The sequence below is a fragment of the Baekduia alba genome (assembly GCF_028416635.1).
GTDB lineage: Bacteria > Actinomycetota > Thermoleophilia > Solirubrobacterales > Solirubrobacteraceae > Baekduia > Baekduia alba.
This window is the reverse complement of the sequence record NZ_CP114013.1, coordinates 1,183,690-1,203,202: the sequence shown is the minus strand read 5'-3', so window position 1 is coordinate 1,203,202 and position 19,513 is coordinate 1,183,690. Positions and strand designations below refer to the sequence as shown.

Below are 19,513 nucleotides of genomic sequence, written 5' to 3'. Positions count from 1 at the left end.
TTCGCAGCGGGTGCCGGGCCACAGGGCCGAACCCGCGGCGCCCGACGCCTGGCGGCGTGGTCACTTCCCTTCGCGCGTGTACGGCACGCCGTCGGCGGCCGGCGGCGTCGAGCGCCCGACCACGCCCGCCACGGCGATCAGCGTCAACACGTACGGCAGCGCCTGGAACAGCGTCGCGAGCTGCGGCGAGAACTCCGGCAGGCGCTGCGCCAGCGCGCTGGAGAAGCCGAACAGCAGCGTCGCCGCCAGCAGGCCACCCGGCCGCCAGCGTCCGAAGATCAGCGCCGCCAGCGCGATGAACCCGCGCCCCGCGGTCATGTTCTGCGAGAACGAGTGCACGAAGCCGATCGACAGGAACGCGCCGCCCAGCGCGGCCAGCGCGCCCGACGCGATCACCGCGCCGTAGCGGATCGCGAACACGCTGATGCCGACGGTCTCCGCCGCGCGCGGGTTCTCGCCCACCGACCGCAGCCGCAGGCCCAGCCGCGAGCGGAAGACCACGATCCACACCAGGACGACCGCCACCAGCGAGCCCCACACCAGGAGGTTCAGCTGCGAGATCGCCTGCCCGATGAACCCGAGCGAGTCCGTCGGGAGGTTGACCTCCGGGACCGACGGCAGGTTGTCGGGCGTGCCGTTGGCGCCGTAGGTGTCGACGTACATGTAGCCCGTCAGGCCCAGCGCGAGGAAGTTCAGGCCGGTGCCGACGACGATCTGGTCGGACCGCAGCGAGATCGCGAAGATCGCGTGGATCGCCGCGAGCGCCATGCCGGCCAGCATGCCGATCAGCAGGCCACCGACCCACGAGCCGGTCTTGTCGGCGCCGTAGGCCGCGAAGAACGCGCCCATCAGCATCATGCCCTCGAGCGCGATGTTGACGACGCCGGAGCGCTCCGACACCAGGCCGCCCAGCGCGGCGAAGGTCAGCGGCGTCGCGTAGCGCAGCATCGCGGCGGTCAGCGCGCTCCAGGAGACCACGACCTCCAGGTGCGACACGCCGGAGTGCGACGCGGCGAAGGCGCCCAACGCGCCGAACAGCGCCGCGGCGACCGCCCCGCCGCCCACGCGCTTCTCGCCGCCCAGGATCGAGGACACGCCGAGCGTCAGCGCGATCAGCGCGATCAGGTAGGACGGCACCGCCGTGCGGACCTCGAACGGCGGCAGCGTGATCAGGAACGCGATCAGGCCGAGCGCGATGCCCAGCCAGCCGAGCCAGCGCTCGCGCGTGACCGGCCCGTCGGCGCCCGGCTCGCCGCCCGAGGAGCGCAGCCCCTTGACGATCGACTCGGTCCCGCTCATGCGGCCACCTCGACGGGCTCGCCGGCCGTCGCCCCGGGCGGCCGCTTGCGCCGGATCCGGAGCTTGTTGTAGATCATCAGGATCAGGACGTCGGCGCTGACGAACAGCACGACGAGGCCCTGGATCACCGTCGTCAGGTTCTGCGCGAGCTCCGGCTCGAACACCGCCGGGTCGAGGTTGCGCACCGACGTGCCGTTCAACAGCGCCCCGAAAAGCAGCGCCGCGACACACGTCCCGATCGCCGTGTTGCGGCCCAGCAGCGCGACGGCGATCCCGTAGAACGCCAGCTGCGTCCCCTGGATGTCGTTGGTCGCCAGGTGGAACTGCCAGCCGAGGACGTCCAGCGACCCGGCCAGGCCGGCGAGCGCGCCGCAGGTGGCCATGACCAGCACGTACGTGCGGCCGACCTTGATGCCCGAGTAGCGCGCGGCCTCCGGGTTGAAGCCGACCGCGCGCGCCTCGTAGCCCTTCGTCGACCGGTTCAGCAGGATCCAGTAGACGAACGCCGCGGCCAGCGCGACGAAGATGCCGATGTGCAGGCCCTGCAACTCCGGGTCGCCCCAGAAGACGTGGAGCTTGGCGCCCGACACGACGTCGTTGGAGATCGGGACGTCGGGCTGCGCGTCGTTCTGCAGCGGCCCGCCGAGCGAGAAGAGGTAGACGCCCAGCCAGATCGCGATCCAGTTGAGCATGATGGTGGTGATGACCTCGTTGGCGCCGGTCACCGCGCGCAGGAAGCCCGAGATCCCGGCCCAGAACGCGCCCGCCAGCGTCGCCAGGATCATGCACAGCACGACGTGCAGCACGTGCGGCATCCCGGCCCACGACGAGCCCGACCACACCGCGACGATCGAGCCGACGATGTACTGGCCCTGGCCGCCGATGTTGAACAGGCCGGCGCGGAACGCGTAGCCGACGGCGAGCCCGAGCAGGATCAGCGGCCCGGTCACGAGCAGCGTCTGCTGGAGGTTGATCGCCGCGGTGTCGCGGTCGGCGCCCGTCGTCCACGGGAACAGCCACTGCAGGCCGGTGCCGTCGAAGATCGCCTTGTAGGTGTCGATCGGGTTGTGGCCCGTGATCAGCACGACCAGCCCGCCGATCAGGAACGCGAAGAGCACCGTGAGGATCGGCGCGACGATGCCGCCGGCCTTCATCGCGATGCCCATGCGCGCGCCGACGGTCGCGCCCTGCGGCCCGAGGTCGTTCGGCGGGACGGGCGGCGTCTGCTCGCTCATGCCCGCGCGCTCCCCGAGCCGGTCATCAGCAGGCCCAGCTCCTCGTCGGAGGCGGTCGGCGGCAGCTCGCCGACGATCCGCCCGTCGTAGATCACCAGGATGCGGTCGGCCAGCGCCCGCACCTCTTCGAGCTCCAGCGAGAACAGCAGGATGGCGCGGCCGGCGTCGCGCTCCGCGAGCAGCCGCCGGTGCACGAACTCGATCGCGCCGACGTCCAGCCCGCGCGTCGGCTGCGCGGCGATCAGCGCGTCCGGGTTGCCGGACACCTCGCGCGCGATCACGACCTTCTGCTGATTGCCGCCCGACAGCGAGCGGGCCGGCGTGGCCGGCTCGCCGCCGCGCACGTCGAACTCGGTCAGCAGGCGCTTGGCGCCGTCGAGCATGCGTCGCGGGTTCAGCAACCCCATCTTGGTGCCGTGGCGGTAGTCGTTGAGCGCGAGGTTCTCCGCCAGCGAGAAGTCGAGCACGAGGCCGCGCGCGTGGCGGTCCTCGGCGATGTGGCCGACGCCGGCCTCGCGTGCCTGGCGCGGCGAGCAGTTGGTGATGTCGGTGCCCCGCAGGCGCACGGCGCCCGACGTGACCGGGCGCAGGCCGGCGATCGCGTCGATCAGCTCGGACTGGCCGTTGCCGTCGATGCCGGCCACGGCGACGATCTCACCGGCCGCGACGGTCAGCGACACGCCGTCGACGGCGGGCAGGCCGCGGTCGTCGATCGCGTGGACGGCGTCGATCTCCAGCAGCGCCTCGCCGGGCGTGCCCGGCTCCTTCTCGACGCGTAGGACGACGTCGCGCCCGACCATCATCCGGGCCAGCGACGCCTCGTCGGCGCCCGCGGTGTCGATCGTCCCGACGGTCTTGCCGCGCCGCAGCACGGTGACGCGGTCGGCGACCTCGAGGACCTCATGAAGCTTGTGGGTGATGAAGACGACCGACGTGCCGCCGTCGCGCAGCCCGCGCAGGACCTCGGTCAGCTCGGCCGTCTCCTGCGCCGTGAGGACCGCCGTCGGCTCGTCGAGCACCAGGATCTTCGCGCCGCGGTCGAGCGCGCGCAGGATCTCGATGCGCTGCTGCTGGCCGACCGACACGTCCGAGACGCGCGCGTCGGGGTCGACCTTCAACCCGTAGCGCTCGCTCAGCTCGCGCGTCCGGCGCTTGGCCCCGGCGAGGTCGAGCAACCCGCGCTTCGACGGCCCCTCGGCGCCGAGCACGAGGTTCTCGGCCACGGTCAGGACCGGGATCAGCATGAAGTGCTGGAACACCATGCCGATGCCCTGGTCCATCGCGTCGCGGGGCGACGACACCGTCGTCGTCTGGCCGTCGACCAGGATCTCGCCCTCGTCGGGCGTGAGCATCCCGTAGACCACGTTCATCAACGTGGACTTGCCGGCGCCGTTCTCCCCCAGCAGGGCGTGGATCTCCCCACGCCGCAGCTGGAGGTCGACGGCGTCGTTGGCCGTCAGCGCGCCGAAGCGCTTGGTGATGCCGCGGAGCTCGAGAGCGAGCCCCGCGGCACCAGATGCTTCCGTTGGCGTCACAGCCGCCAGCGTACGACGTGGACCGTGGTCCTACTTGGAGGCCGTGACGGTGTCGGGCGGCGTGATGGTGCCGTCCTTCAACTTGGCCGTGACCTCGTCGATCTGCGACTGGTACTTCGTGCCGGCCGCGCCGATCTTGCCGATGCCCGCGCCACCGTTCGAGACCTCGAACGTGGTGTTGGCGCCACCGGTGAACTTGTCGGCCTGGACCTGCTTGACCGTGTCCGTCACCGCGACGTCGACCTTCTTGATGGCCGAGGTCAGGATGTGGGCGCCGAGGTAGGCCTGGTCGGCGTCGACGCCGATGCCCTGCTTGCCCTTCTCCTTGGCGGCGTCCAGCGCGCCGAGGCCACACTGGCCGGCGACCTGGAACACGACGCCGGAGCCCTGGGCGATCTGGTTCAGCGCGATCTCCTTGCACTTCGCCTGGTCGACGAAGTCCTGGGAGTAGGCGTTGAGCGTCTTGATGCCCGGGTCGGCCGCCTTGGCGCCGGCCTGGTAGCCCGCGATGTAGTGGTCGACCGGCGGGATCTTCTGACCGCCGACGGACGAGATCGTCTTGATGTTGTTGTCCTTGGCGTACAGGCCGGCGAGGTAGCCCGCCAGGTAGCCGGACTGCTGCTCCTTGAAGAGCAGGCCCTCGACGTTGGTCGGCTTGCCCTTCAGGCCGGTCGCGTCGACGTCGATGATCGCGAACTTGGTGTCCGGGAACTTCTTGGCGACGGTGCCGACCGCATCGGCCATCAGGAAGCCGACGCCGATGACGAGGTCGTACTTCTGCTGGGCCAGCGTGGACAGGTTCGGGACGTAGTCCGCGTTGGACTTCGAGGTCAGCACTCGGCCCTCGATGCCGAGCGAGGACTTCGCCGTCTCGAGGCCCTGGTTGGCCAGCGAGTTGAACGAGCGGTCGTTGAGGCCGCCGATGTCGGTCACGAGACCGACCTTGATCGACTTCTTGGCCGGAGCGGCCGCGGTCGAGGCGGTGCCCGAGGACGACGACGTGCTGCTGCTGTCGTCGTCGGAGCCGCAGCCTGCCGCGGTGATCAGGATGCCTGCCATGCCGATAGCGGCGATGGCTCGGCGAGTGGAACGTGCGCGCACTTGCGAGAGAACTCCCTCTGGGATTGAACGGGACTGCTGAGGGACAGCGCGGCCGACCCTGGCCGCGCGCGCAGGCTACAGGTCCGTTCGGCGGTCAGGTCGGTTGACCACACCTTCTGTGTCCGAGAAGGCCGCATCGAGCGCGGTTTCGGTGATCGCCCGGAGGTCGTCGAGCGTGCATCCGAGCCGTTCGTGGGCCAGTTCGTACTCGCGGCCGATCGTCGTCCCGAAATACGGCGGGTCGTCTGATCCCAACGTGACCGGGACCCCGGCGGCGCGCAGCGCGCCCAGCGGATGGTCCTCGTAGGTCGGGAAGACGCCGAGCACGACGTTGGACGTCGGGCACACCTCGAGGACGATCTCGCGCGCCGCGAGCTCTTCGACCAGTCTGGGGTCCTCGACCGCCCGAACACCGTGAGAAATTCGCACGACGCCGGGCAGCTTCAGCGCGGCGCGGATCGATTCCGGCCCCGCGTGCTCGCCCGCGTGGACCGAGCAGCCCAGGCCCGCGTCGGCCGCGATCGCGAACGCGCGGGCGTAGTCGCCGGCCGGGAAGCCGGCCTCGTCGCCGGCCATGTTGAAGCCGACCACGTAGGGGTGGTCGAGGGCCACGGTGCGCCGCGCGACGTCCTCGCAGTCGGCCACGCCGAAGTTGCGGACGATCGAGGAGATGATGCGGCCGACGATGCCGTGGTCGCGCCGGGCGTCGTCGATCCCCTGCGCGATGCCGGCCAGGTGCTCCTCGTCGGCCAGGCCGACGTGCCGGCCGTGGTCGAGGCTGGCGATCAGCTCGACGTACACGGCGCCCTCCGCCGCGCACGCGCTCAGGTACTCGTAGGTGACGTCGCGGTAGTCGGCGCCGGTGCGGATCGCCGACGCGGCCTTGTCGTAGGACCTCAGGAAGTCCAGGAAGTCGACCCAGGCGAAGGTGCCGTCGTCGCGGAACAGGTCGTCGGGCAGCGCGATGCCGTTGCGCCGCGCGAGGCGCGCGACGAGGTCCGGCGTGGCGGTGCCCTCGAGGTGGACGTGCAACTCGGCCTTGGGGACGCTCAGGACGTCGGTGGTCATCGCAGCACCTCCGCCACGATCGGGGACGGGTCCGGCGCGGAGTCGCCGACGGTGATCGCGGCCCGCACCGCGGCCTCCGCCGCGTCGGCGCCCGCCTCGTCGCGCGCGTGCACGATCGCCAGCGGGCGGCCGCCGCGCGCGACGTCCGCGCCGGGGCCGGCGACCGCGTCGAGGCCGACGGCCATGTCGATGACGTCGCTCTCGACCTTGCGGCCGCCGCCGAGGTTCATCACGGCGATGCCCAGCGCGCGCGTGTCGTGGGCGCCGACGACGCCGTCCTCGTCGGGGAAGACCTCGCGGACGACCGGCGCCCGGTCGAGATGCGCGTCGTAGTTGTCCATGATGTCGCTCGGCCCGCCCAGGGCGGCGACCATCGCGCCGAAGCGCTCGGCCGCGGCGCCGGAGCGCAGCGCCTCCTCGGGGTCGCGGTCCCCGATCCCACCGAGGTCGAGCAGCGCGCGGGTGAGCTCCAGCGTGACCTCGACCAGGCGTGGGTCGGCGTCCGGGTCGTTGTTGAGGATCTCGATCGACTCGCGGACCTCGAGCGCGTTGCCGGCGGTCGCGCCGAGCACCTGGTTCATGTCGGTCAGCAGCGCCACGGTCGGCAGCCCGGCCGCGACCGCGACGTCGACCAGCGCTCGCGCGAGCGCGCGCGCGTCGTCGTACTCCGCCATGAACGCGCCGTTGCCGTGCTTGACGTCCATGACGAGCCCGCCGAGCCCGGCCGCGAGCTTCTTGGACAGGATCGAGGAGACGATCAGCGGGATCGCCTCGACGCTGCCGGTCGCGTCGCGGATGCCGTAGAGCTTGCGGTCGGCGGGCGCGAGGTCGTCGGTCTGGCCGCCGATCACGCAGCCCACCGCGCGGACCACCTCGCCCATCAGCGGGCCCGACGGCGTCGCGTCGTAGCCCGGGATCGCCTCCAGCTTGTCCAGCGTGCCGCCGGTGTGGCCCAGGCCGCGGCCCGAGATCATCGGCGTCGCGCCGCCGCACGCGGCGATCAGCGGCGCGAGGATCAGCGACACCTTGTCGCCCACGCCGCCGGTCGAGTGCTTGTCGAGCACCGGCTTGTCGATGTCCGACCAGTCCAGGACCGTGCCGCTGTCGCGCATGCCGAGCGTGAAGGCCGGCAGCTCCTCGGCGTCCAGGCCGCGGAAGAACACGGCCATCGCGAACGCCGCGCACTGCGCGTCGCTGAGCGTGCCGTCGCCGATGCCCGACGCGATCCAGCGCAGCTCGTCGGGCGTCAGCGCCTTGCCGTCGCGCTTGTCGCGCAGCAGCTCCTTGGTGGCTCGAACGGCCATCTAGTTGTACTCCTTTACGAAGCGCGACAGGACGCGCTGGAGGTCCTGCGCGGCGATCGCGGCGTTCTTCAGCGTGTGCTCGTGTGACAGCGGCTCCGCGCCGAGGCCTTCGGCGAGGTTCGTGATCGCCGACACCGCGGCGACGCGCAGCCCGCAGTGGCGGGCGACGATCGCCTCCGGGACCGTCGACATGCCGACGGCGTCGGCGCCGAGCGTGCGGAACGCGCGGATCTCGGCCGGCGTCTCGAACGACGGGCCGAGCACCGCGAGGTAGACGCCCTCGTGCAGCACGACGCCCTCGGCCTGCGCGCAGCGGTGCAGCGCGCCGCGGAGGTCGGTGTCGTAGATGTCGCCCAGGCCCACGAACCGCGGGCCGATGCGGTCGTCGTTCGGACCGGCCAGCGGGTTGGCGCCCATCATGTTGATGTGGTCGGTCAGCGCCATGATCGCGCCCGGCCCGGCGGCCGGGTTGATCGAGCCCGCCGCGTTGGTCAGGACCAGCGTCTCGGCGCCGAGCGCCCGGACGGTGCGCACCGGGACGGCGAGGTCGGACGCCGGGATGCCCTCGTACAGGTGGGCGCGGCCCTGGAGGACGACGACGGGCGTGCCCTCCAGCGTGCCGAGCACGAGCCGGCCGGCATGGCCGGCGACCGACCCGACCGGGAAGCCGGGCAGATCCTTGTAGGGGATCGCGGTGGCGTCCTGCACGGCCTCGGCCAGCCCGCCGAGGCCGGAGCCCAGGACGAGGGCGAGCCGCGGCGCGGGCGCATCGGCGCCCGCGGCCTCGCGGATCACGTCGGCGGCGGTCATGCGCAGGCCTCCGAGGGACGAAGGCCGCGGTGGCGAGCCGCCAGGCGAGCCACCGCCTCGGAATGCGAGCGCTGTGCGCGAGTCATTTCGCAGCGTCCTCCAGGTCGAACGCGAGCGGGAGCAGCTCGGCGAGGGTCACGGTCCGGCGCACGCCCTCGGGGCCGGCCAGGTGGATCGGGGTGTCAGGGCCCGCGAACTCCGACAGGCGCTGGCGGCAGCCGCCGCAGGGGACGATCAGGGCGGTGTCGGCCATGACGACGGCCTCGGCGATCCGGTGCCCGCCGCCGGCGACGAGCGCTCCGATCGCCGACGCCTCGGCGCAGTTGCCCTGCGGGTAGGCGCCGTTCTCGACGTTGGCGCCGGCATGCAGCGCGCCGGTCTCGTCGCGCAGCGCGACGCCGACGTGGAAGTTGGAGTACGGCGCGTAGGCACGGTCCATCGCGGTGCGGGCGAGGTCGACCAGGCGCGGCGTCGCGGCGCCGCCGGCCAGCAGCAGCGCGGCGTAGCCTCGCGGCTCGACGCGCTCGTCCTCCAGCTTCAGGACCGCGCGCAGCTCGGCGACCTTGCGGTGCTCGTCGCCGAGGTCGGAGTCCGCCGGCGCGACGGCCTCCAGCTCGACGAACGTGCCCAGGTCCTGGACCTCGTCGAGGTGGATCCGCACGTCCTCCCAGAGCAGGAGTCGGCGGAGCTTCTGGACCACGACGACGGTCCCGAGCGCCGCGTCGAGCGCCGCGGTGAGCGCTCCCGGGTCCGGGACGTCGACCAGGTGGTAGGCGCTGGTCCGCGCGGCGGCCGCGTCGGCGCGCGCGTAGGCGATCAGCGTCGCCTCCGGCTCGGCGCCGTCGCGCCGTTCCTCGCGGAGCTTGAGCCGGCCCTCGCGGGCGGCGAAGTAGGTGTCGACCTGCTGGAGGACGCCGTGATCCTGCGCGCCGTGGGCGAGCGCCGCACGGAGCGTGCTCTCGGGGTCCTGGTCGCGGGCCTTGAGCTCGACGTTGCGGTGTGGGGCCATCGGTGGGCCAACGTACTACGTGCGAATCCGACATCCCCGAAGGTGGTCCGCCTCGGATAACGTCAGCGCACCGATGGAAGGCCTCCGCGTCATCGACCACCCCGTGATGGCCCGCGCCGTCACCGAGCTGCGCGCCGTGAGCACGACACGCGCGTCGTTCCGGACCGCGATGGCCGATGCGTCGTCGATGCTCGCCTACGAGGCGCTGCGCGACGTGCCGGTCGCCCAGGTCGACGTCGAGACGCCGCTGGAGCAGACCACCGGCGCGCGGCCGACCGACATCATGGTCATCGCGGTGCTGCGCGCCGGGCTGGGCATGGTCGACGGCTTCCTCCGCTTCGTCCCCGATGCCTCGGTGGGGCATCTCGGGATGCGGCGCAACGAGGAGACGCTCCAGCCCGAGGACTACTACGAGTCGCTGCCCGCGGGCATCGCGACGGCGACCGTCTTCGTCGTCGACCCGATGCTCGCCACCGGCGGCAGCGCCAACGCCGCGCTGGCGCGCATGCGCGCCGCCGGCGCCACCGATCTGCGGCTCGTGAACCTGATCGCCGCGCCCGAGGGCGTCGCGGTCGTCCGCGCCGCGCACCCGGACGTGCCGATCACCGTCGCGGTCCTGGATCGCGGCCTCGACGAGCGCGGCTACATCCGACCCGGCCTCGGCGACGCCGGCGACCGGCTCTTCGGCACGGACTGATGAGCGCCGACGGCGAGGATCCGGGCCTCCCGCTCTCCGGCCACCCGGTCACGCAGCACCTGCCCAAGGGTCGCCACGGGCTGTCGCGCGCGTTCATCGCGTCCAACCAGCGCGAGCGGCTCCTGGACGCGATCGCCAACGTCGTGGCCGAGAAGGGCTACGCGGGCACGCGCGTCGCGGACATCACCGAGTACGCCGGCGTGTCGCGCAAGACCTTCTACGAGCTGTTCACCGACAAGGAGGACTGCTTCCTCGCCGCCTACGACGCGATCACCCAGCTGCTGATGGGCAGGATGGCGAAGGGGCTGCTCGCGGTCGCCGACGCCTCGTGGGAGGACCGGGTCAGCGCGCTGCTCGGCGAGTTCCTGCGGTTCCTGGCCGCCGAGCCGGCGTTCGCGCGCATGTGCATCGTCGAGGTGCTCGGGTCCGGGCCGAAGGGGCTCGCGCGCCGCGACGCCGCGATCGAGGCGTTCTTCCCGGTCGTCGACCAGATCCCGCGCTCGCAGCCGGGCGCCGAGCGCTGGCTGTCGGAGACGACGCCGATGTTCGTCACCGGCGGGATCCTGGAGGTCGTCTACGCGGCGATCCGCCGCGGCGAGGTCGAGACGCTCCCCGACCTCGAGGCGGACCTGACGCGCCTCGCGTTCCGGGCGTACCTGTACCACAAGGAGTGGGAGTCGATGGCGCGCGCGAAGCAGGCCGACGGGCACTGACCGGCCTCCGGGCGGTCCGCCGGTTCTCCGAGGCAATGGGCTCGACGCTGCGCTCGGCGACCGTCTCCGCCGGCGGCTGGCTGCCCGCCGCGCTGATCGGCACGGCCGCCGCGACGCTCATGTTCGGCGTGCTGGAGGTCCTGCTCGGCCTGCACGCCGACCGGCCGGTGTTGTGGTTGGCCTTGCTGTGGCTGGCGATCTGGGCGTTCACCGCGCTGCTGCACACCCTGCGCGCGGGCCTCGACGCGGTCGGCTCGGTCGTCATCCTCGTGCTCCTGGTGCTCCAGCTCGGCGGCAGCGGGGTCCTGTACCCCGTGCAGATCGCGCCGGGCTTCTTCGACGTCCTGCACCCGATCCTGCCGATGACCTACACCATCGACGCGTTCCGCTACGCCATCAGCGGCGGCGAGACCGACCGGCTGGTGCTCCACATCATCGTGTTGGTCGGGCTCCTCGTCGGCGCCCTCGCCGTGACCACCCGGGCGGTCGCGCGCCGCCGGCAGTGGACGATCACCCGCCTCAAGCCCGAACTGGAGATCTGATTGCGTTCTTTCACCTGCGGCGTCTGCGGACAGCTGGTGTTCTTCGACAACACGGTGTGCCTGCGCTGCGGCTCGTCGCTGGGCTTCGACTGGGACGCGCGCGAGCTGCGCGCCGGGGCCGACGTGCCGTGGTGCGCCAACCGCGCCGCGATCGGCTGCAACGGCCTGGCGCCGAGCTTCGGGTCGTTCTGCGCGGCCTGCGCGCTCACGCGCGTGCGGCCGGCCGACGACGACCCGGTCGCGCTGGCCGAATGGGTCGACGCCGAGCGCGCCAAGCGCCGGCTGGTCTACGAGCTGGGCGAGTTGAAGCTGCCGATCCCGGCGTGGTTCGACCGGCCGGGCGGCCTGGGGTTCGACCTGCTCTCCAGCACGCGCGACGCGGTGACGACCGGGCACGCCGACGGGATCGTCACGCTCGACCTCGCCGAGTCCGACGACGCCCGCCGCGAGCAGCGCCGGATCGACATGGGCGAGCCCTACCGGACGCTGCTCGGCCACTTCCGCCACGAGGTCGGGCACTTCTACTTCCCGCTGCTGGTCGACGATGACGCGACGCGGGCGGCGGCGCGGGCGCTGTTCGGCGACGAGACCGAGGACTACCAGGCCGCGCTGGACCGCCATTACCGCGACGGCCCGCCGGACGACTGGGCGGCCGAGCACGTCAGCGCCTACGCGACGATGCACCCGTCCGAGGACTGGGCCGAGACGTTCGCACACGTGCTGCACCTCCACGACACGCTGCAGACCGCCGCGTCCTACGGCCTGCGCGTCGAGGGTCCCGCGGGCCGGCCGGACCTGCACGCCGAACCGATCGACCCGGAGGCCGGCGGGCTGCGCGCCGAACTGAGCGACTGGCTCGGGTTGACCTACGCCTTGAACGCGATCAACCGCAGCCTCGGCTTCGACGACCTCTACCCGTTCGTGCTGACCGGGCCGGTGGTGGACAAGCTGGCGTTCGTCGACGGGGTGATCGCGCGGGGCGCGACCGTCCGCTCCGTCTAGAGCGCCGGCTTCGCCAACGTCATCAACAACGCGTCGTTGGCGCCCGCGCCGATCTGGGTCTGGGGCGCGTCGCGGCGCAGGCGCGCGAGCTCGTCGCCAGCGGCGAAGGAGCGCGACGCGGCCAGGCGCGCGGCGCGGTCGACGGCCCAGACCGCGGTGTCGGACGCCACGACCTTGGCGGCCGTCGCCAGCTCGCGGGCGTCATCGGCGCGCGCGTCCACCGCGCGGGCGGCGACGTCGACCAGCGCCGAGACGGCGGCGCGGCGCGCGGTCAGCTCGCCGACCCGCAGCTGGGCGTGGGTGTGGTCGCCCAGGACGCCGTCGCCGATCGCGCGGCCGGTCGCCTCGTCGACCGCGCAGACCAGCGCGCGGTCGACGATGCCGCGCGCGCGGCAGGCGACGTTGGCGCGCCCGACGTCGAGCGCGTCGAGCATCTGACGCGCGCCGGACCCGCGGCCGTCACCGAGCACCTCGGCGCCCGGCGCGTGGTGGGCGTTTAGGGGACATCCAGCCCTGCGAGAGCGTGCACGCCGGCGCGAGGTCGGCGACGCCGACGCCGGGCAGCACGACGTCGTCGACGAACCTCTTCACCGCGGCAGCGAGCTCAGCCATCGGCTGGCCTGTACCCGCTGCGCGCGTTCAGGACTTGCGGCCGCGCCGCGCGAGGGCGGAGACCGCGCGCTCCAGCGCCTCGAGGCGCTCGCCGATCGACGGCTCGTCCTCGTCCTCGCGCACGACGACCTGGCGCAGGTCGGGCACCGTGAACCACTCGTAGGGCACGTCGCAGGCGGCGGCGATGACGCGCAGATGGGTCTCCTCCGCGCGGCGGCGCTCGGTCCCGAGGTCCTTCAGCGTCGAGCGGCTGAGCGGCGTGCGCTCGGCCAGCTCCTCCCAACTGGAGATGCCGGCGAGAGCCATGGCGGCGCGGATCCGCCGGCGGGTCTCCTCCTGGTCGAGCACGTGGGACGCGACCGTAGGCGGACAGCTTCGGCTTGGATCCGACAGCGTGACCGGATCGGGCTGCGGGAGGCCTTAAAGGCTCGGTGCGAGCCGAACCGGCTCGACGACGCTCAGCTGCCGTTCGAGCGCTGCGCGGTCTCGGCCAGGTGCTTGGCGAGCTTCGCCCAGCCGCGGGAGCGCGTGCGCCACACCCGCTCCTCGAACGCGCGCCGCTGGCGCGTGTCGACCGGCTCGATGAGGCCGACCTCGTGCAGCTTGCGCACGTGGTAGGCGGTCGCGCTCGGCGACAGTCCGACCTCGCCCGCGATCTCCCGCGAGGACGCGGGGCGCGCCTCGAGGAACACGAGCGCCCGCAGCCGGGCCGGATGGCCGAGGGCGGACAGGAAGTCTGGGTCGAGCATCTCGCTGATGCCGCGAGCCTACGGCGTCCACCGGCGCGCTGCGCCCGTATCGGCGGCGACTGTTCAGCAAATACTTCACAGTCAGGCTATCGTCAGCGGCATGGCCGAGCCCGTCTCCGCCCAGCTGCTGCAGGCCGTGGCCCACCCGGTCCGCCTCGCGCTGCTGGTTGCGCTCGAGGAGCACGGCGAGCGGTCGCCGGCCGAGCTGGCGACTGCCCTCGGCGTCGAGCGCGCCACGGTCGACGAGCACGTCGCGACGCTGCGCAGCGCCGAGCTGGTCGCCGACGCCGCCGTGCCCGACCGCCTGTCCGCGACCTCGACGGGCTGGGTCGAGATCGCCGCGCGCCTGCGCGCGCTCCAGCCCTAGCCAACCCGGCCAGACCCACCTTCCCTTGCTCCTGATTCGGGCCTATCATGCTCAGGGCCAAGGATCGCTAAGGGTCATTTGAGTGAATCATGGAAGAGCACATCACCGTCGCCGAGGTCGCCCGCCGCACCGAGTTCGCGGTCTCCCACATCCGCTACTACGAACGCGCCGGCCTCCTCCCGCACCCGCTGCGCATCGGCCGTCAGCTCCGCTACCCGATCAGCGTCCTCGACCGCATCCGCGGCATCGCCGAGGCCCGCGAGGCGGGCCTGTCCTTGGCCGAGATCCGCGAGCTGTCGGAGCTGCGCGAACGCCTCGCGGCACGGCGGCCTATGGCAGTGGCCCACCGGCCAGCGCGATGAGCGCGCCGGTCGTGCCGGCGACGAGGAGGGTCGGGACGACGCCGGCGCGGAGGGCGAGGAGGAGGAGCGCGGAGGCGGCGAGGATCGCGGCCTGCCACCACTCGGTCAGGGCGGCCGCCAGGGGGATCGCGGAGCCGAGGATCGCGCCGAGCGCGGCCGGCGCGGCGCCGTCGATGAAGGCGCGCGCGTGTTGGTTGCGCAGCAGGTCGTGGAAGCGGTCGGCGCCGCCGAGCACGAAGAGGAACGACGGCGAGAAGGCGATGAGCGCGGCGAGCAGGCCGCCGCCGACGCCGGCGACCGCGTAGCCGACGACCGCCACCGTGTGCACGACCGGACCGGGCGTGACCTGGCCGAGGGCGACCGCGTTGAGGAACTGCGCGTCGGTCATCCAGTGGTGGGTCTGGACCGCGTCGGCCTGCATCAGCGGGATGATCACGAAGCCGCCGCCGTAGGAGAGCGCGCCGACCTTCAGCGCGGTCCAGCACAGCGCGCCGAGGCCGCCGGAACCGGCGGTGGCGACCGCCAGGAACAGCGGCGGCGCGAAGACGCCCGCGGCGCGCAGCCGCAGCGCCAGCGACGCGAGGCCGCACGCCAGCAGCACGATCACCAGCCACGGCCCGAGCGTCGCCGCCGCCAGCGCGCCGAGCAAGATGTAGGGGATGCGACCGCGCGTCCAGCTCGGCCGGATCAGGTCGACCCCGGCCCGGACCGCCACCGCCGCCACCGCGGCGCCCGCCCCCGCCCCCGCGCCCTGCAGCCACGCCGGCGGGTCGTCGGCCAGGAACGCGGCGGCCAGCGCGAGGATCAGCACCAGCCCGGGCAGGATGAAGCACAACCCGCCCACGAGCGCGCCCAGCCGCCCGCGCACCCGATAGGCGCAGTACACCGACAGCTGCGTCGACGCCGGGCCCGGCAGCAGGTTCACGGCCGCGATCGCGTCCTCGAACTCGTCGGGGGCGATCCACCGCCGGCGGTCCACGCAGAGCTCGCGCAGCAGGGCGATGTGGGCCGGCGGCCCGCCGAACCCGACGCAGCCGATCCGCCCCCATTCACGCGCGATCGTGGTCAGCGGCGGCGGCACGGGAGCATCCTACGTCGGCCTCCCGTCCATCTTGAGGTGCGCTTCAGCCTCTTCACATCAGGTCTTCAGCAGCGCGACCGATCATGTGCTCATGGACGCAGAGCTCACCCTCGAGCAGGCCCGGGAGATCAACCTCCTGCGCCGGGGCCATCCGGGCGCCGAGCTCCGCGTGCACGAGCGCCGCTGGGGCGTCCTCGTCGAGGTGCGCCGCCGCGGCCACGTGATCGCGCTCGAGCGCTTCGAATACGGCGGCGCGGTCGTCCACGACGCGCCGATCCGCCTGGCCGCCTAGAGCGTCTTCACCAATCCGCCGTCGATCACGTACTGCGAGCCGGTGACGTTCGCGGTGCGCGGCGAGGCGAGCAGCGCGACGAGCGTCGCGACCTCCTGGGGCGTGGTGAAGCGGCCGGTGACCATCGCCGCCTCGGCGCCGGCCTTCGCGTCGCCGCCGCCGGCCGCGGCGACCTGGGCCGCGACGCCCGCGTCGCCCAGCCACAGGTCGGTCGCCACCGGTCCCGGCGAGACGTCGTTGATCCGGACGCCCTTGGGGCCGAGCTCCTGCGACAGCGACTTCGACGCGTTGACCAGCGCCGCCTTCGCCGCGCTGTAGTCGATGACGTTGGGATCGGCGAGGAACGCGTTGACCGACGCGACGTTGACGATCGCGCCCGACCCGCGCTCGATCATCCCGGGCAGCACGGCCCGGATCGCGCGCAGCGCCGAGTAGAAGTTGAGGTTCATGGTCGCGGCGAACGCGTCGTCGTCGATCGCGAGGAAGCCCTCCAGCCGCACCGGCGCGCCGCCGACGTTGTTGACCAGGATGTCGATCGCGCCGCCGTGCCGCTCCGCCGCGTGGGCGACGAGCGCCGCCGGCCCACCGGCCGAGGACAGGTCGACCGCGAAGCCGCTCACGCCGTCGATCTCCGGCAGCTGCTCCACGCTGCGCGCGCCGACCACGACCGCGACCCCCTCCGCGGCCAGCGTCTGCGCGACCGCCAACCCGATGCCCTTGCTCCCGCCCGTGACGACGGCGACCTTGCCCTGCAGCTCGAGCTCCATGCACCACCCTAACCCGAGTCGACCAGCGCGGCGAGCTTGTCGACGTGGGACGTCACGCCGCCCTCGCGCGCCTCCGGCGTGTCGCCGCCGTCGAGGTACACGTCCTGCTCGGTGAACGTCAGCACCGTGCCGCCACCGGTGGCCGGCTCCAGCTCGACGGTCGTCAGCGAGACCGAGATCAGGCGCCCGTCCATGTGCATGATGTAGGTCGAGACGATGCGCTCGTCCGGGACGATCTCCTGGAACGTCGCCTCGTAGGTGAACGTCGGACCGCCGGGCGGGTTGCCGCGCGACGTCTCGGTCCCGCCGACGCGGAAGTCCAGCGTGCGCGGGCCGTCCTCCCACCCCTCGGGCGCGACGAACCACTGGTTCTTGAGGTCGAGGTCGGCGAAGGCGCCGAAGACCCTGGCCGGGGCCGCGCCGAGCGTCCGCTCGATCGTGAAGCTGTGGTGGACGGCCGAACGCCGCGTCTGCTCCTGCGAGGTCATGATGCTGTCCTTTCGTCGGCTCCGTCTGAGAGGAGCGCGTCGAGCCGGTCGAGGCGACGCTCCCACGTCGTCCGCCGCTCGCTGAACCAGTGCTCCGCGCCGCGCAGCGCCTCCGGGGCGATCGTGCACGTCCGGACGCGACCGACCTTCTCCGTCGTCACCAGGCCCGACCCCTCCAGCACCTGGACGTGCTGGACCACCGCGGGCAAGGACATCGACAACGGCGCGGCGAGCTCGCTCACCGACGCCGGCCCCCGCGTCAGGCGCTCGACCATCGACCGGCGGGTCGGATCGGCGAGGGCCTGGAAGACGCGATCGAGCGGGTCCGATTGCTGAAGCACTCGCTTAACTGTTACGCGCCTCCGGCACGAAAGTCAAGCGATCGCTTAACCGATGGCGCGCAGCAGCAGCCAGGCGCAGACCTCGCTGGAGGAGATGGCGACGCCGTCGTCCGGGAGCCCGTCGAGCAGGTCGGCGGCGAACGCCTCCGCCGTCGCCGGCCGCGGCGCGTGCCCGGTCGCGTCGCGCAGCAGCGCGTCCGCGGCGGCGTACCGGTCGCCGACGACGAACCGCGCGACGAACGTGCCACTGCGATCGAGCACGTCGATGCTCGTGTCGCCGTCCTCCTCGGCGACCGCGATGTACAGGCGCTCGACGAACACCCGCCCCGACGGCCGGCACGCGACCCGCCCCGACGGCCGGCACGCGACCCGCCGCGCCGGCAGCTCCGCACGCCGCGGTGCGCCGATCTCACAACGACTTCGCGTTCTCGTGACCATGGCGCCACGATCCCGCGCGCAGATGAGGCGGTCCGAAAGAGCTGCTGAGGAGCGGCTGAGAGCCGCCCGTCACCACGGCAGCGGCCGGCCATCTCGGAAGAAGCCGCCGGTCGGGCCGTCGTCGTCCAGGAGGCAGGCCCAGGTGACCGAGCGGGCGCCGTCGGCGACGGGGCGACCGCCCTGGCCGATATCGGTGTCGGTCCAGCTCGGGCAGACCGCGTTGACGAGGACGCCGTCGGCGCGCAGCTCGGCGGCGAGCATGCGCGTCAGGCCGTTGAGCGCGAGCTTGGAGAGGTGATAGGCCGGGAGGCCGCCGCCCATGTCGCTGATCTGGCCGGCGCCGGACGACACGTTGACGAGCCGGCCGTGGCCGGACGCGCGCAGGTGCGCTGAGAACGCCTGCGCGGTGCGCCACGCGCCGAACAGGTTGGTGTCCAACGCGCGCTGCACGCGGGCGAGGTCGGCAGGGATCGCGCGGGCGTCGGTGTGGCCGGCCTAGGCGAGCTGCCGGCAGACCTCGACGCCGAGGCCGCGCGCGCCACCGGTCACCAACGCGACGCGTTGCTCAGAGGCGGTTGCCATGCCCTCCAGGGTGGCGCATGATCGGAGGCGTGACGATCGAGATCGACGAGACCACCGACTTCGGGGCGCGCGCGGCGGCCCATCTGCGTGACGACGTCATCGTCTGGTTGACCAGCGTGGCGCCGAGCGGCGCGCCCCTGCCCACGCCCGTCTGGTTCCTCTGGGACGGCGCGAGCGGCCTCCGGATCCAGAGCCTGCCGACCGCCAAGCGCGCCGCCCACCTCCAGGCCAACCCGCACGTCTCCCTCAACTTCGAGGGCGACGGCGTCGGCGGCGACGTCGTCGTCCTGTCCGGCCGGGCGACCGTCAAGACGGCCGAGCCCCAGCTCGACGGCTACGTCGAGAAGTACCGCGACCGCATGGAGGCGATCGGCCTGACGCCGGAGCAGTTCGGCGCGCGCTACTCCACCGTGTTGGACATCGAGCTCACCCGGCTCCGGGGTCACTAGCGCTCGTCAGCGCTTCGGCGCCCCGATCACCACCCGCGCCACCGTCACGGTCACCGCGGCCGGCACGGCGCCGAGGTCGACGGTCCCCTCGCTGCCTGCGGACCCAATCTGCGTGGCATACGACCAACTGTGCACACATGCTGCAGATCGACGCTGTCAATGCGAGGCATCGTCCGGACCGATGGTTCAGCCGGGCTACACTGAGAGTTCCCAACGAAAGGGTCGTCATGACCCGAAGCTCGTGTGCAACGTGCCGGCTGCGCTTTCCAGGCGCAAGCGCCGCGTCTCTCGCGTCCTGCCCGTTCTGCGCAGGACCGCTGCAGGCCCTTCCGGCGAGCGCGCTGATGGGGTTCAAGCTGTTCGGCACCGCCGACCTCGACGTCGAAGACGTCGCCGTCGAGCAGGCCCTGGCGCGCTCTGCCGCGATCCGGCCGGCCGAGCCGTCGTCATGACCGACGCGCATCTCGTGATCCTGCGCGCCATGGCCAAGATCCGCCGCAGCCGCCTCGACGCCGAGGACGGTCCCGACGGCGCGCCCGAAGGCCCGCCGACCAAGCGCCGCTCCGACCTCGAGCAGCGCTCGAGCCAGGCCCGCAGCGAGCTGTCGCGCGCCCAGGCGCGACGCACCACACCGCTGGATCAGTAGCAGCACCGTCAGCACCACCCACGC

The 19,513-nt window shown here is 72.6% G+C and carries 26 protein-coding genes; 9 read left to right on the top strand and 17 right to left on the bottom strand.

All coding sequences use genetic code 11. From position 1 onward, the window contains the following. Window positions 1-60 precede the first annotated feature (60 nt). From DSM104299_RS05950 to cdd, 8 genes are all read right to left on the bottom strand, one after another. Window positions 61-1,299, bottom strand: coding sequence for an ABC transporter permease (locus DSM104299_RS05950; protein ID WP_272476368.1), 1,239 nt, complete (start codon window positions 1,297-1,299; stop codon window positions 61-63). Next, entirely contained in the window at window positions 1,296-2,534 is a 1,239-nt protein-coding gene (locus DSM104299_RS05945) for an ABC transporter permease (RefSeq protein ID WP_272476367.1), read from the bottom strand. The genes DSM104299_RS05950 and DSM104299_RS05945 overlap by 4 nt, the downstream gene beginning before the upstream one ends. After that, window positions 2,531-4,069 (bottom strand): ABC transporter ATP-binding protein, encoded by a 1,539-nt coding sequence (locus DSM104299_RS05940; RefSeq protein ID WP_272476366.1) that lies wholly within the window; start codon window positions 4,067-4,069, stop codon window positions 2,531-2,533. Before DSM104299_RS05940 ends, DSM104299_RS05945 begins: the two co-directional genes overlap by 4 nt. A 30-nt stretch (window positions 4,070-4,099) precedes the next feature. Then, entirely contained in the window at window positions 4,100-5,128 is a 1,029-nt protein-coding gene (locus tag DSM104299_RS05935) for a BMP family lipoprotein (RefSeq protein WP_272476365.1), read from the bottom strand. 117 nt (window positions 5,129-5,245) lie between these two features. Then, the gene (gene add / locus DSM104299_RS05930) at window positions 5,246-6,238 is read right to left on the bottom strand and encodes an adenosine deaminase (protein ID WP_272476364.1); all 993 of its coding nucleotides are present in this window, start codon (window positions 6,236-6,238) and stop codon (window positions 5,246-5,248) included. Then, window positions 6,235-7,542 carry a thymidine phosphorylase gene (locus tag DSM104299_RS05925; protein WP_272476363.1) on the bottom strand — a complete coding sequence of 436 codons (1,308 nt, stop codon included), beginning with the start codon at window positions 7,540-7,542 and terminating at the stop codon, window positions 6,235-6,237. Before DSM104299_RS05925 ends, add begins: the two co-directional genes overlap by 4 nt. Then, window positions 7,543-8,352 (bottom strand): purine-nucleoside phosphorylase, encoded by an 810-nt coding sequence (locus DSM104299_RS05920; protein ID WP_272476362.1) that lies wholly within the window; start codon window positions 8,350-8,352, stop codon window positions 7,543-7,545. 82 nt (window positions 8,353-8,434) lie between these two features. Then, window positions 8,435-9,361 carry a cytidine deaminase gene (gene cdd, locus DSM104299_RS05915; protein ID WP_272476361.1) on the bottom strand — a complete coding sequence of 309 codons (927 nt, stop codon included), beginning with the start codon at window positions 9,359-9,361 and terminating at the stop codon, window positions 8,435-8,437. 73 nt (window positions 9,362-9,434) lie between these two features. On the opposite strand from cdd, the gene upp reads away from it, so the two are divergent. From upp to DSM104299_RS05895, 4 genes are read left to right on the top strand one after another with little or no spacing between them, the layout of a single operon-like run. Continuing rightward, the gene (gene upp, locus DSM104299_RS05910) at window positions 9,435-10,058 is read left to right on the top strand and encodes a uracil phosphoribosyltransferase (RefSeq protein ID WP_272476360.1); all 624 of its coding nucleotides are present in this window, start codon (window positions 9,435-9,437) and stop codon (window positions 10,056-10,058) included. Beyond that, on the top strand, window positions 10,058-10,771 hold the full coding sequence (locus DSM104299_RS05905) for a TetR/AcrR family transcriptional regulator (RefSeq protein ID WP_272476359.1): 714 nt from the start codon (window positions 10,058-10,060) through the stop codon (window positions 10,769-10,771). The genes upp and DSM104299_RS05905 overlap by 1 nt, the downstream gene beginning before the upstream one ends. A gap of 35 nt (window positions 10,772-10,806) precedes the next feature. Further along, on the top strand, window positions 10,807-11,313 hold the full coding sequence (locus DSM104299_RS05900; protein ID WP_272476358.1) for a YhgE/Pip family protein: 507 nt from the start codon (window positions 10,807-10,809) through the stop codon (window positions 11,311-11,313). Continuing rightward, complete coding sequence (locus DSM104299_RS05895; RefSeq protein WP_272476357.1) at window positions 11,314-12,315, top strand: zinc-binding metallopeptidase family protein; 1,002 nt, start codon at window positions 11,314-11,316, stop codon at window positions 12,313-12,315. It begins immediately after the preceding gene. Here the strand turns inward: DSM104299_RS05895 and DSM104299_RS05890 are convergent. From DSM104299_RS05890 to DSM104299_RS05880, 3 genes are all read right to left on the bottom strand, one after another. Then, complete coding sequence (locus DSM104299_RS05890; RefSeq protein ID WP_272476356.1) at window positions 12,312-12,785, bottom strand: acyl-CoA dehydrogenase family protein; 474 nt, start codon at window positions 12,783-12,785, stop codon at window positions 12,312-12,314. The two genes, DSM104299_RS05895 and DSM104299_RS05890, sit on opposite strands and share 4 nt — an antisense overlap. A 169-nt stretch (window positions 12,786-12,954) precedes the next feature. Then, on the bottom strand, window positions 12,955-13,275 hold the full coding sequence (locus tag DSM104299_RS05885; RefSeq protein ID WP_272476355.1) for a helix-turn-helix domain-containing protein: 321 nt from the start codon (window positions 13,273-13,275) through the stop codon (window positions 12,955-12,957). Between the two features lie 110 nt (window positions 13,276-13,385). Beyond that, complete coding sequence (locus tag DSM104299_RS05880; RefSeq protein ID WP_272476354.1) at window positions 13,386-13,676, bottom strand: ArsR/SmtB family transcription factor; 291 nt, start codon at window positions 13,674-13,676, stop codon at window positions 13,386-13,388. 100 nt (window positions 13,677-13,776) lie between these two features. On the opposite strand from DSM104299_RS05880, the gene DSM104299_RS05875 reads away from it, so the two are divergent. Both DSM104299_RS05875 and DSM104299_RS05870 read left to right on the top strand, forming a co-directional pair. Beyond that, the gene (locus DSM104299_RS05875) at window positions 13,777-14,043 is read left to right on the top strand and encodes an ArsR/SmtB family transcription factor (RefSeq protein WP_272476353.1); all 267 of its coding nucleotides are present in this window, start codon (window positions 13,777-13,779) and stop codon (window positions 14,041-14,043) included. A gap of 89 nt (window positions 14,044-14,132) precedes the next feature. Beyond that, on the top strand, window positions 14,133-14,405 hold the full coding sequence (locus tag DSM104299_RS05870) for a MerR family transcriptional regulator (RefSeq protein ID WP_272476352.1): 273 nt from the start codon (window positions 14,133-14,135) through the stop codon (window positions 14,403-14,405). On the opposite strand, the gene chrA is transcribed toward DSM104299_RS05870, so the two are convergent. After that, complete coding sequence (gene chrA / locus DSM104299_RS05865) at window positions 14,374-15,486, bottom strand: chromate efflux transporter (protein ID WP_272476351.1); 1,113 nt, start codon at window positions 15,484-15,486, stop codon at window positions 14,374-14,376. The two genes, DSM104299_RS05870 and chrA, sit on opposite strands and share 32 nt — an antisense overlap. Window positions 15,487-15,577: 91 nt before the next feature. Between chrA and DSM104299_RS05860 the strand changes: the two genes are divergently transcribed. After that, a complete protein-coding gene (locus DSM104299_RS05860) occupies window positions 15,578-15,778 on the top strand; it encodes a hypothetical protein (protein WP_272476350.1) in 201 nt (66 codons plus the stop codon). Here the strand turns inward: DSM104299_RS05860 and DSM104299_RS05855 are convergent. From DSM104299_RS05855 to DSM104299_RS05835, 5 genes are all read right to left on the bottom strand, one after another. Continuing rightward, complete coding sequence (locus tag DSM104299_RS05855) at window positions 15,775-16,545, bottom strand: SDR family NAD(P)-dependent oxidoreductase (protein ID WP_272476349.1); 771 nt, start codon at window positions 16,543-16,545, stop codon at window positions 15,775-15,777. The two genes, DSM104299_RS05860 and DSM104299_RS05855, sit on opposite strands and share 4 nt — an antisense overlap. Window positions 16,546-16,553: 8 nt before the next feature. Then, window positions 16,554-17,033, bottom strand: a complete 480-nt coding sequence (locus DSM104299_RS05850; RefSeq protein WP_272476348.1) for an SRPBCC family protein — start codon at window positions 17,031-17,033, stop codon at window positions 16,554-16,556. Further along, window positions 17,030-17,374: an ArsR/SmtB family transcription factor gene (locus DSM104299_RS05845; protein ID WP_272476347.1), complete on the bottom strand. Its 345-nt coding sequence runs from the start codon at window positions 17,372-17,374 to the stop codon at window positions 17,030-17,032. Before DSM104299_RS05845 ends, DSM104299_RS05850 begins: the two co-directional genes overlap by 4 nt. Before the next feature lie 45 nt (window positions 17,375-17,419). Next, window positions 17,420-17,695 (bottom strand): hypothetical protein, encoded by a 276-nt coding sequence (locus DSM104299_RS05840; RefSeq protein ID WP_272476346.1) that lies wholly within the window; start codon window positions 17,693-17,695, stop codon window positions 17,420-17,422. Window positions 17,696-17,881: 186 nt separating this feature from the next. Beyond that, on the bottom strand, window positions 17,882-18,283 hold the full coding sequence (locus DSM104299_RS05835; RefSeq protein ID WP_272478078.1) for an SDR family NAD(P)-dependent oxidoreductase: 402 nt from the start codon (window positions 18,281-18,283) through the stop codon (window positions 17,882-17,884). Window positions 18,284-18,423: 140 nt separating this feature from the next. On the opposite strand from DSM104299_RS05835, the gene DSM104299_RS05830 reads away from it, so the two are divergent. Both DSM104299_RS05830 and DSM104299_RS05825 read left to right on the top strand, forming a co-directional pair. Beyond that, window positions 18,424-18,843: a TIGR03667 family PPOX class F420-dependent oxidoreductase gene (locus tag DSM104299_RS05830; RefSeq protein ID WP_272476345.1), complete on the top strand. Its 420-nt coding sequence runs from the start codon at window positions 18,424-18,426 to the stop codon at window positions 18,841-18,843. 448 nt (window positions 18,844-19,291) lie between these two features. Beyond that, window positions 19,292-19,489 carry a hypothetical protein gene (locus tag DSM104299_RS05825; RefSeq protein WP_272476344.1) on the top strand — a complete coding sequence of 66 codons (198 nt, stop codon included), beginning with the start codon at window positions 19,292-19,294 and terminating at the stop codon, window positions 19,487-19,489. Window positions 19,490-19,513 lie beyond the last annotated feature (24 nt).

Excerpts from the sequence above, each read along its gene's own strand:
- DSM104299_RS05950 (WP_272476368.1), bottom strand. The coding sequence starts at position 1,299 with ATGAGCGGGACCGAGTCGATCGTCAAGGGGCTGCGCTCCTCGGGCGGC.
- DSM104299_RS05945 (WP_272476367.1), bottom strand. The coding sequence starts at position 2,534 with ATGAGCGAGCAGACGCCGCCCGTCCCGCCGAACGACCTCGGGCCGCAG.
- DSM104299_RS05935 (WP_272476365.1), bottom strand. The coding sequence starts at position 5,128 with ATGGCAGGCATCCTGATCACCGCGGCAGGCTGCGGCTCCGACGACGAC.
- add (WP_272476364.1), bottom strand. The coding sequence starts at position 6,238 with ATGACCACCGACGTCCTGAGCGTCCCCAAGGCCGAGTTGCACGTCCAC.
- DSM104299_RS05925 (WP_272476363.1), bottom strand. The coding sequence starts at position 7,542 with ATGGCCGTTCGAGCCACCAAGGAGCTGCTGCGCGACAAGCGCGACGGC.
- DSM104299_RS05920 (WP_272476362.1), bottom strand. The coding sequence starts at position 8,352 with ATGACCGCCGCCGACGTGATCCGCGAGGCCGCGGGCGCCGATGCGCCC.
- cdd (WP_272476361.1), bottom strand. The coding sequence starts at position 9,361 with ATGGCCCCACACCGCAACGTCGAGCTCAAGGCCCGCGACCAGGACCCC.
- upp (WP_272476360.1), top strand. The coding sequence starts at position 9,435 with ATGGAAGGCCTCCGCGTCATCGACCACCCCGTGATGGCCCGCGCCGTC.
- DSM104299_RS05905 (WP_272476359.1), top strand. The coding sequence starts at position 10,058 with ATGAGCGCCGACGGCGAGGATCCGGGCCTCCCGCTCTCCGGCCACCCG.
- DSM104299_RS05900 (WP_272476358.1), top strand. The coding sequence starts at position 10,807 with ATGGGCTCGACGCTGCGCTCGGCGACCGTCTCCGCCGGCGGCTGGCTG.
- DSM104299_RS05880 (WP_272476354.1), bottom strand. The coding sequence starts at position 13,676 with ATGCTCGACCCAGACTTCCTGTCCGCCCTCGGCCATCCGGCCCGGCTG.
- DSM104299_RS05875 (WP_272476353.1), top strand. The coding sequence starts at position 13,777 with ATGGCCGAGCCCGTCTCCGCCCAGCTGCTGCAGGCCGTGGCCCACCCG.
- DSM104299_RS05870 (WP_272476352.1), top strand. The coding sequence starts at position 14,133 with ATGGAAGAGCACATCACCGTCGCCGAGGTCGCCCGCCGCACCGAGTTC.
- DSM104299_RS05860 (WP_272476350.1), top strand. The coding sequence starts at position 15,578 with ATGGACGCAGAGCTCACCCTCGAGCAGGCCCGGGAGATCAACCTCCTG.
- DSM104299_RS05855 (WP_272476349.1), bottom strand. The coding sequence starts at position 16,545 with ATGGAGCTCGAGCTGCAGGGCAAGGTCGCCGTCGTCACGGGCGGGAGC.
- DSM104299_RS05850 (WP_272476348.1), bottom strand. The coding sequence starts at position 17,033 with ATGACCTCGCAGGAGCAGACGCGGCGTTCGGCCGTCCACCACAGCTTC.
- DSM104299_RS05825 (WP_272476344.1), top strand. The coding sequence starts at position 19,292 with ATGACCGACGCGCATCTCGTGATCCTGCGCGCCATGGCCAAGATCCGC.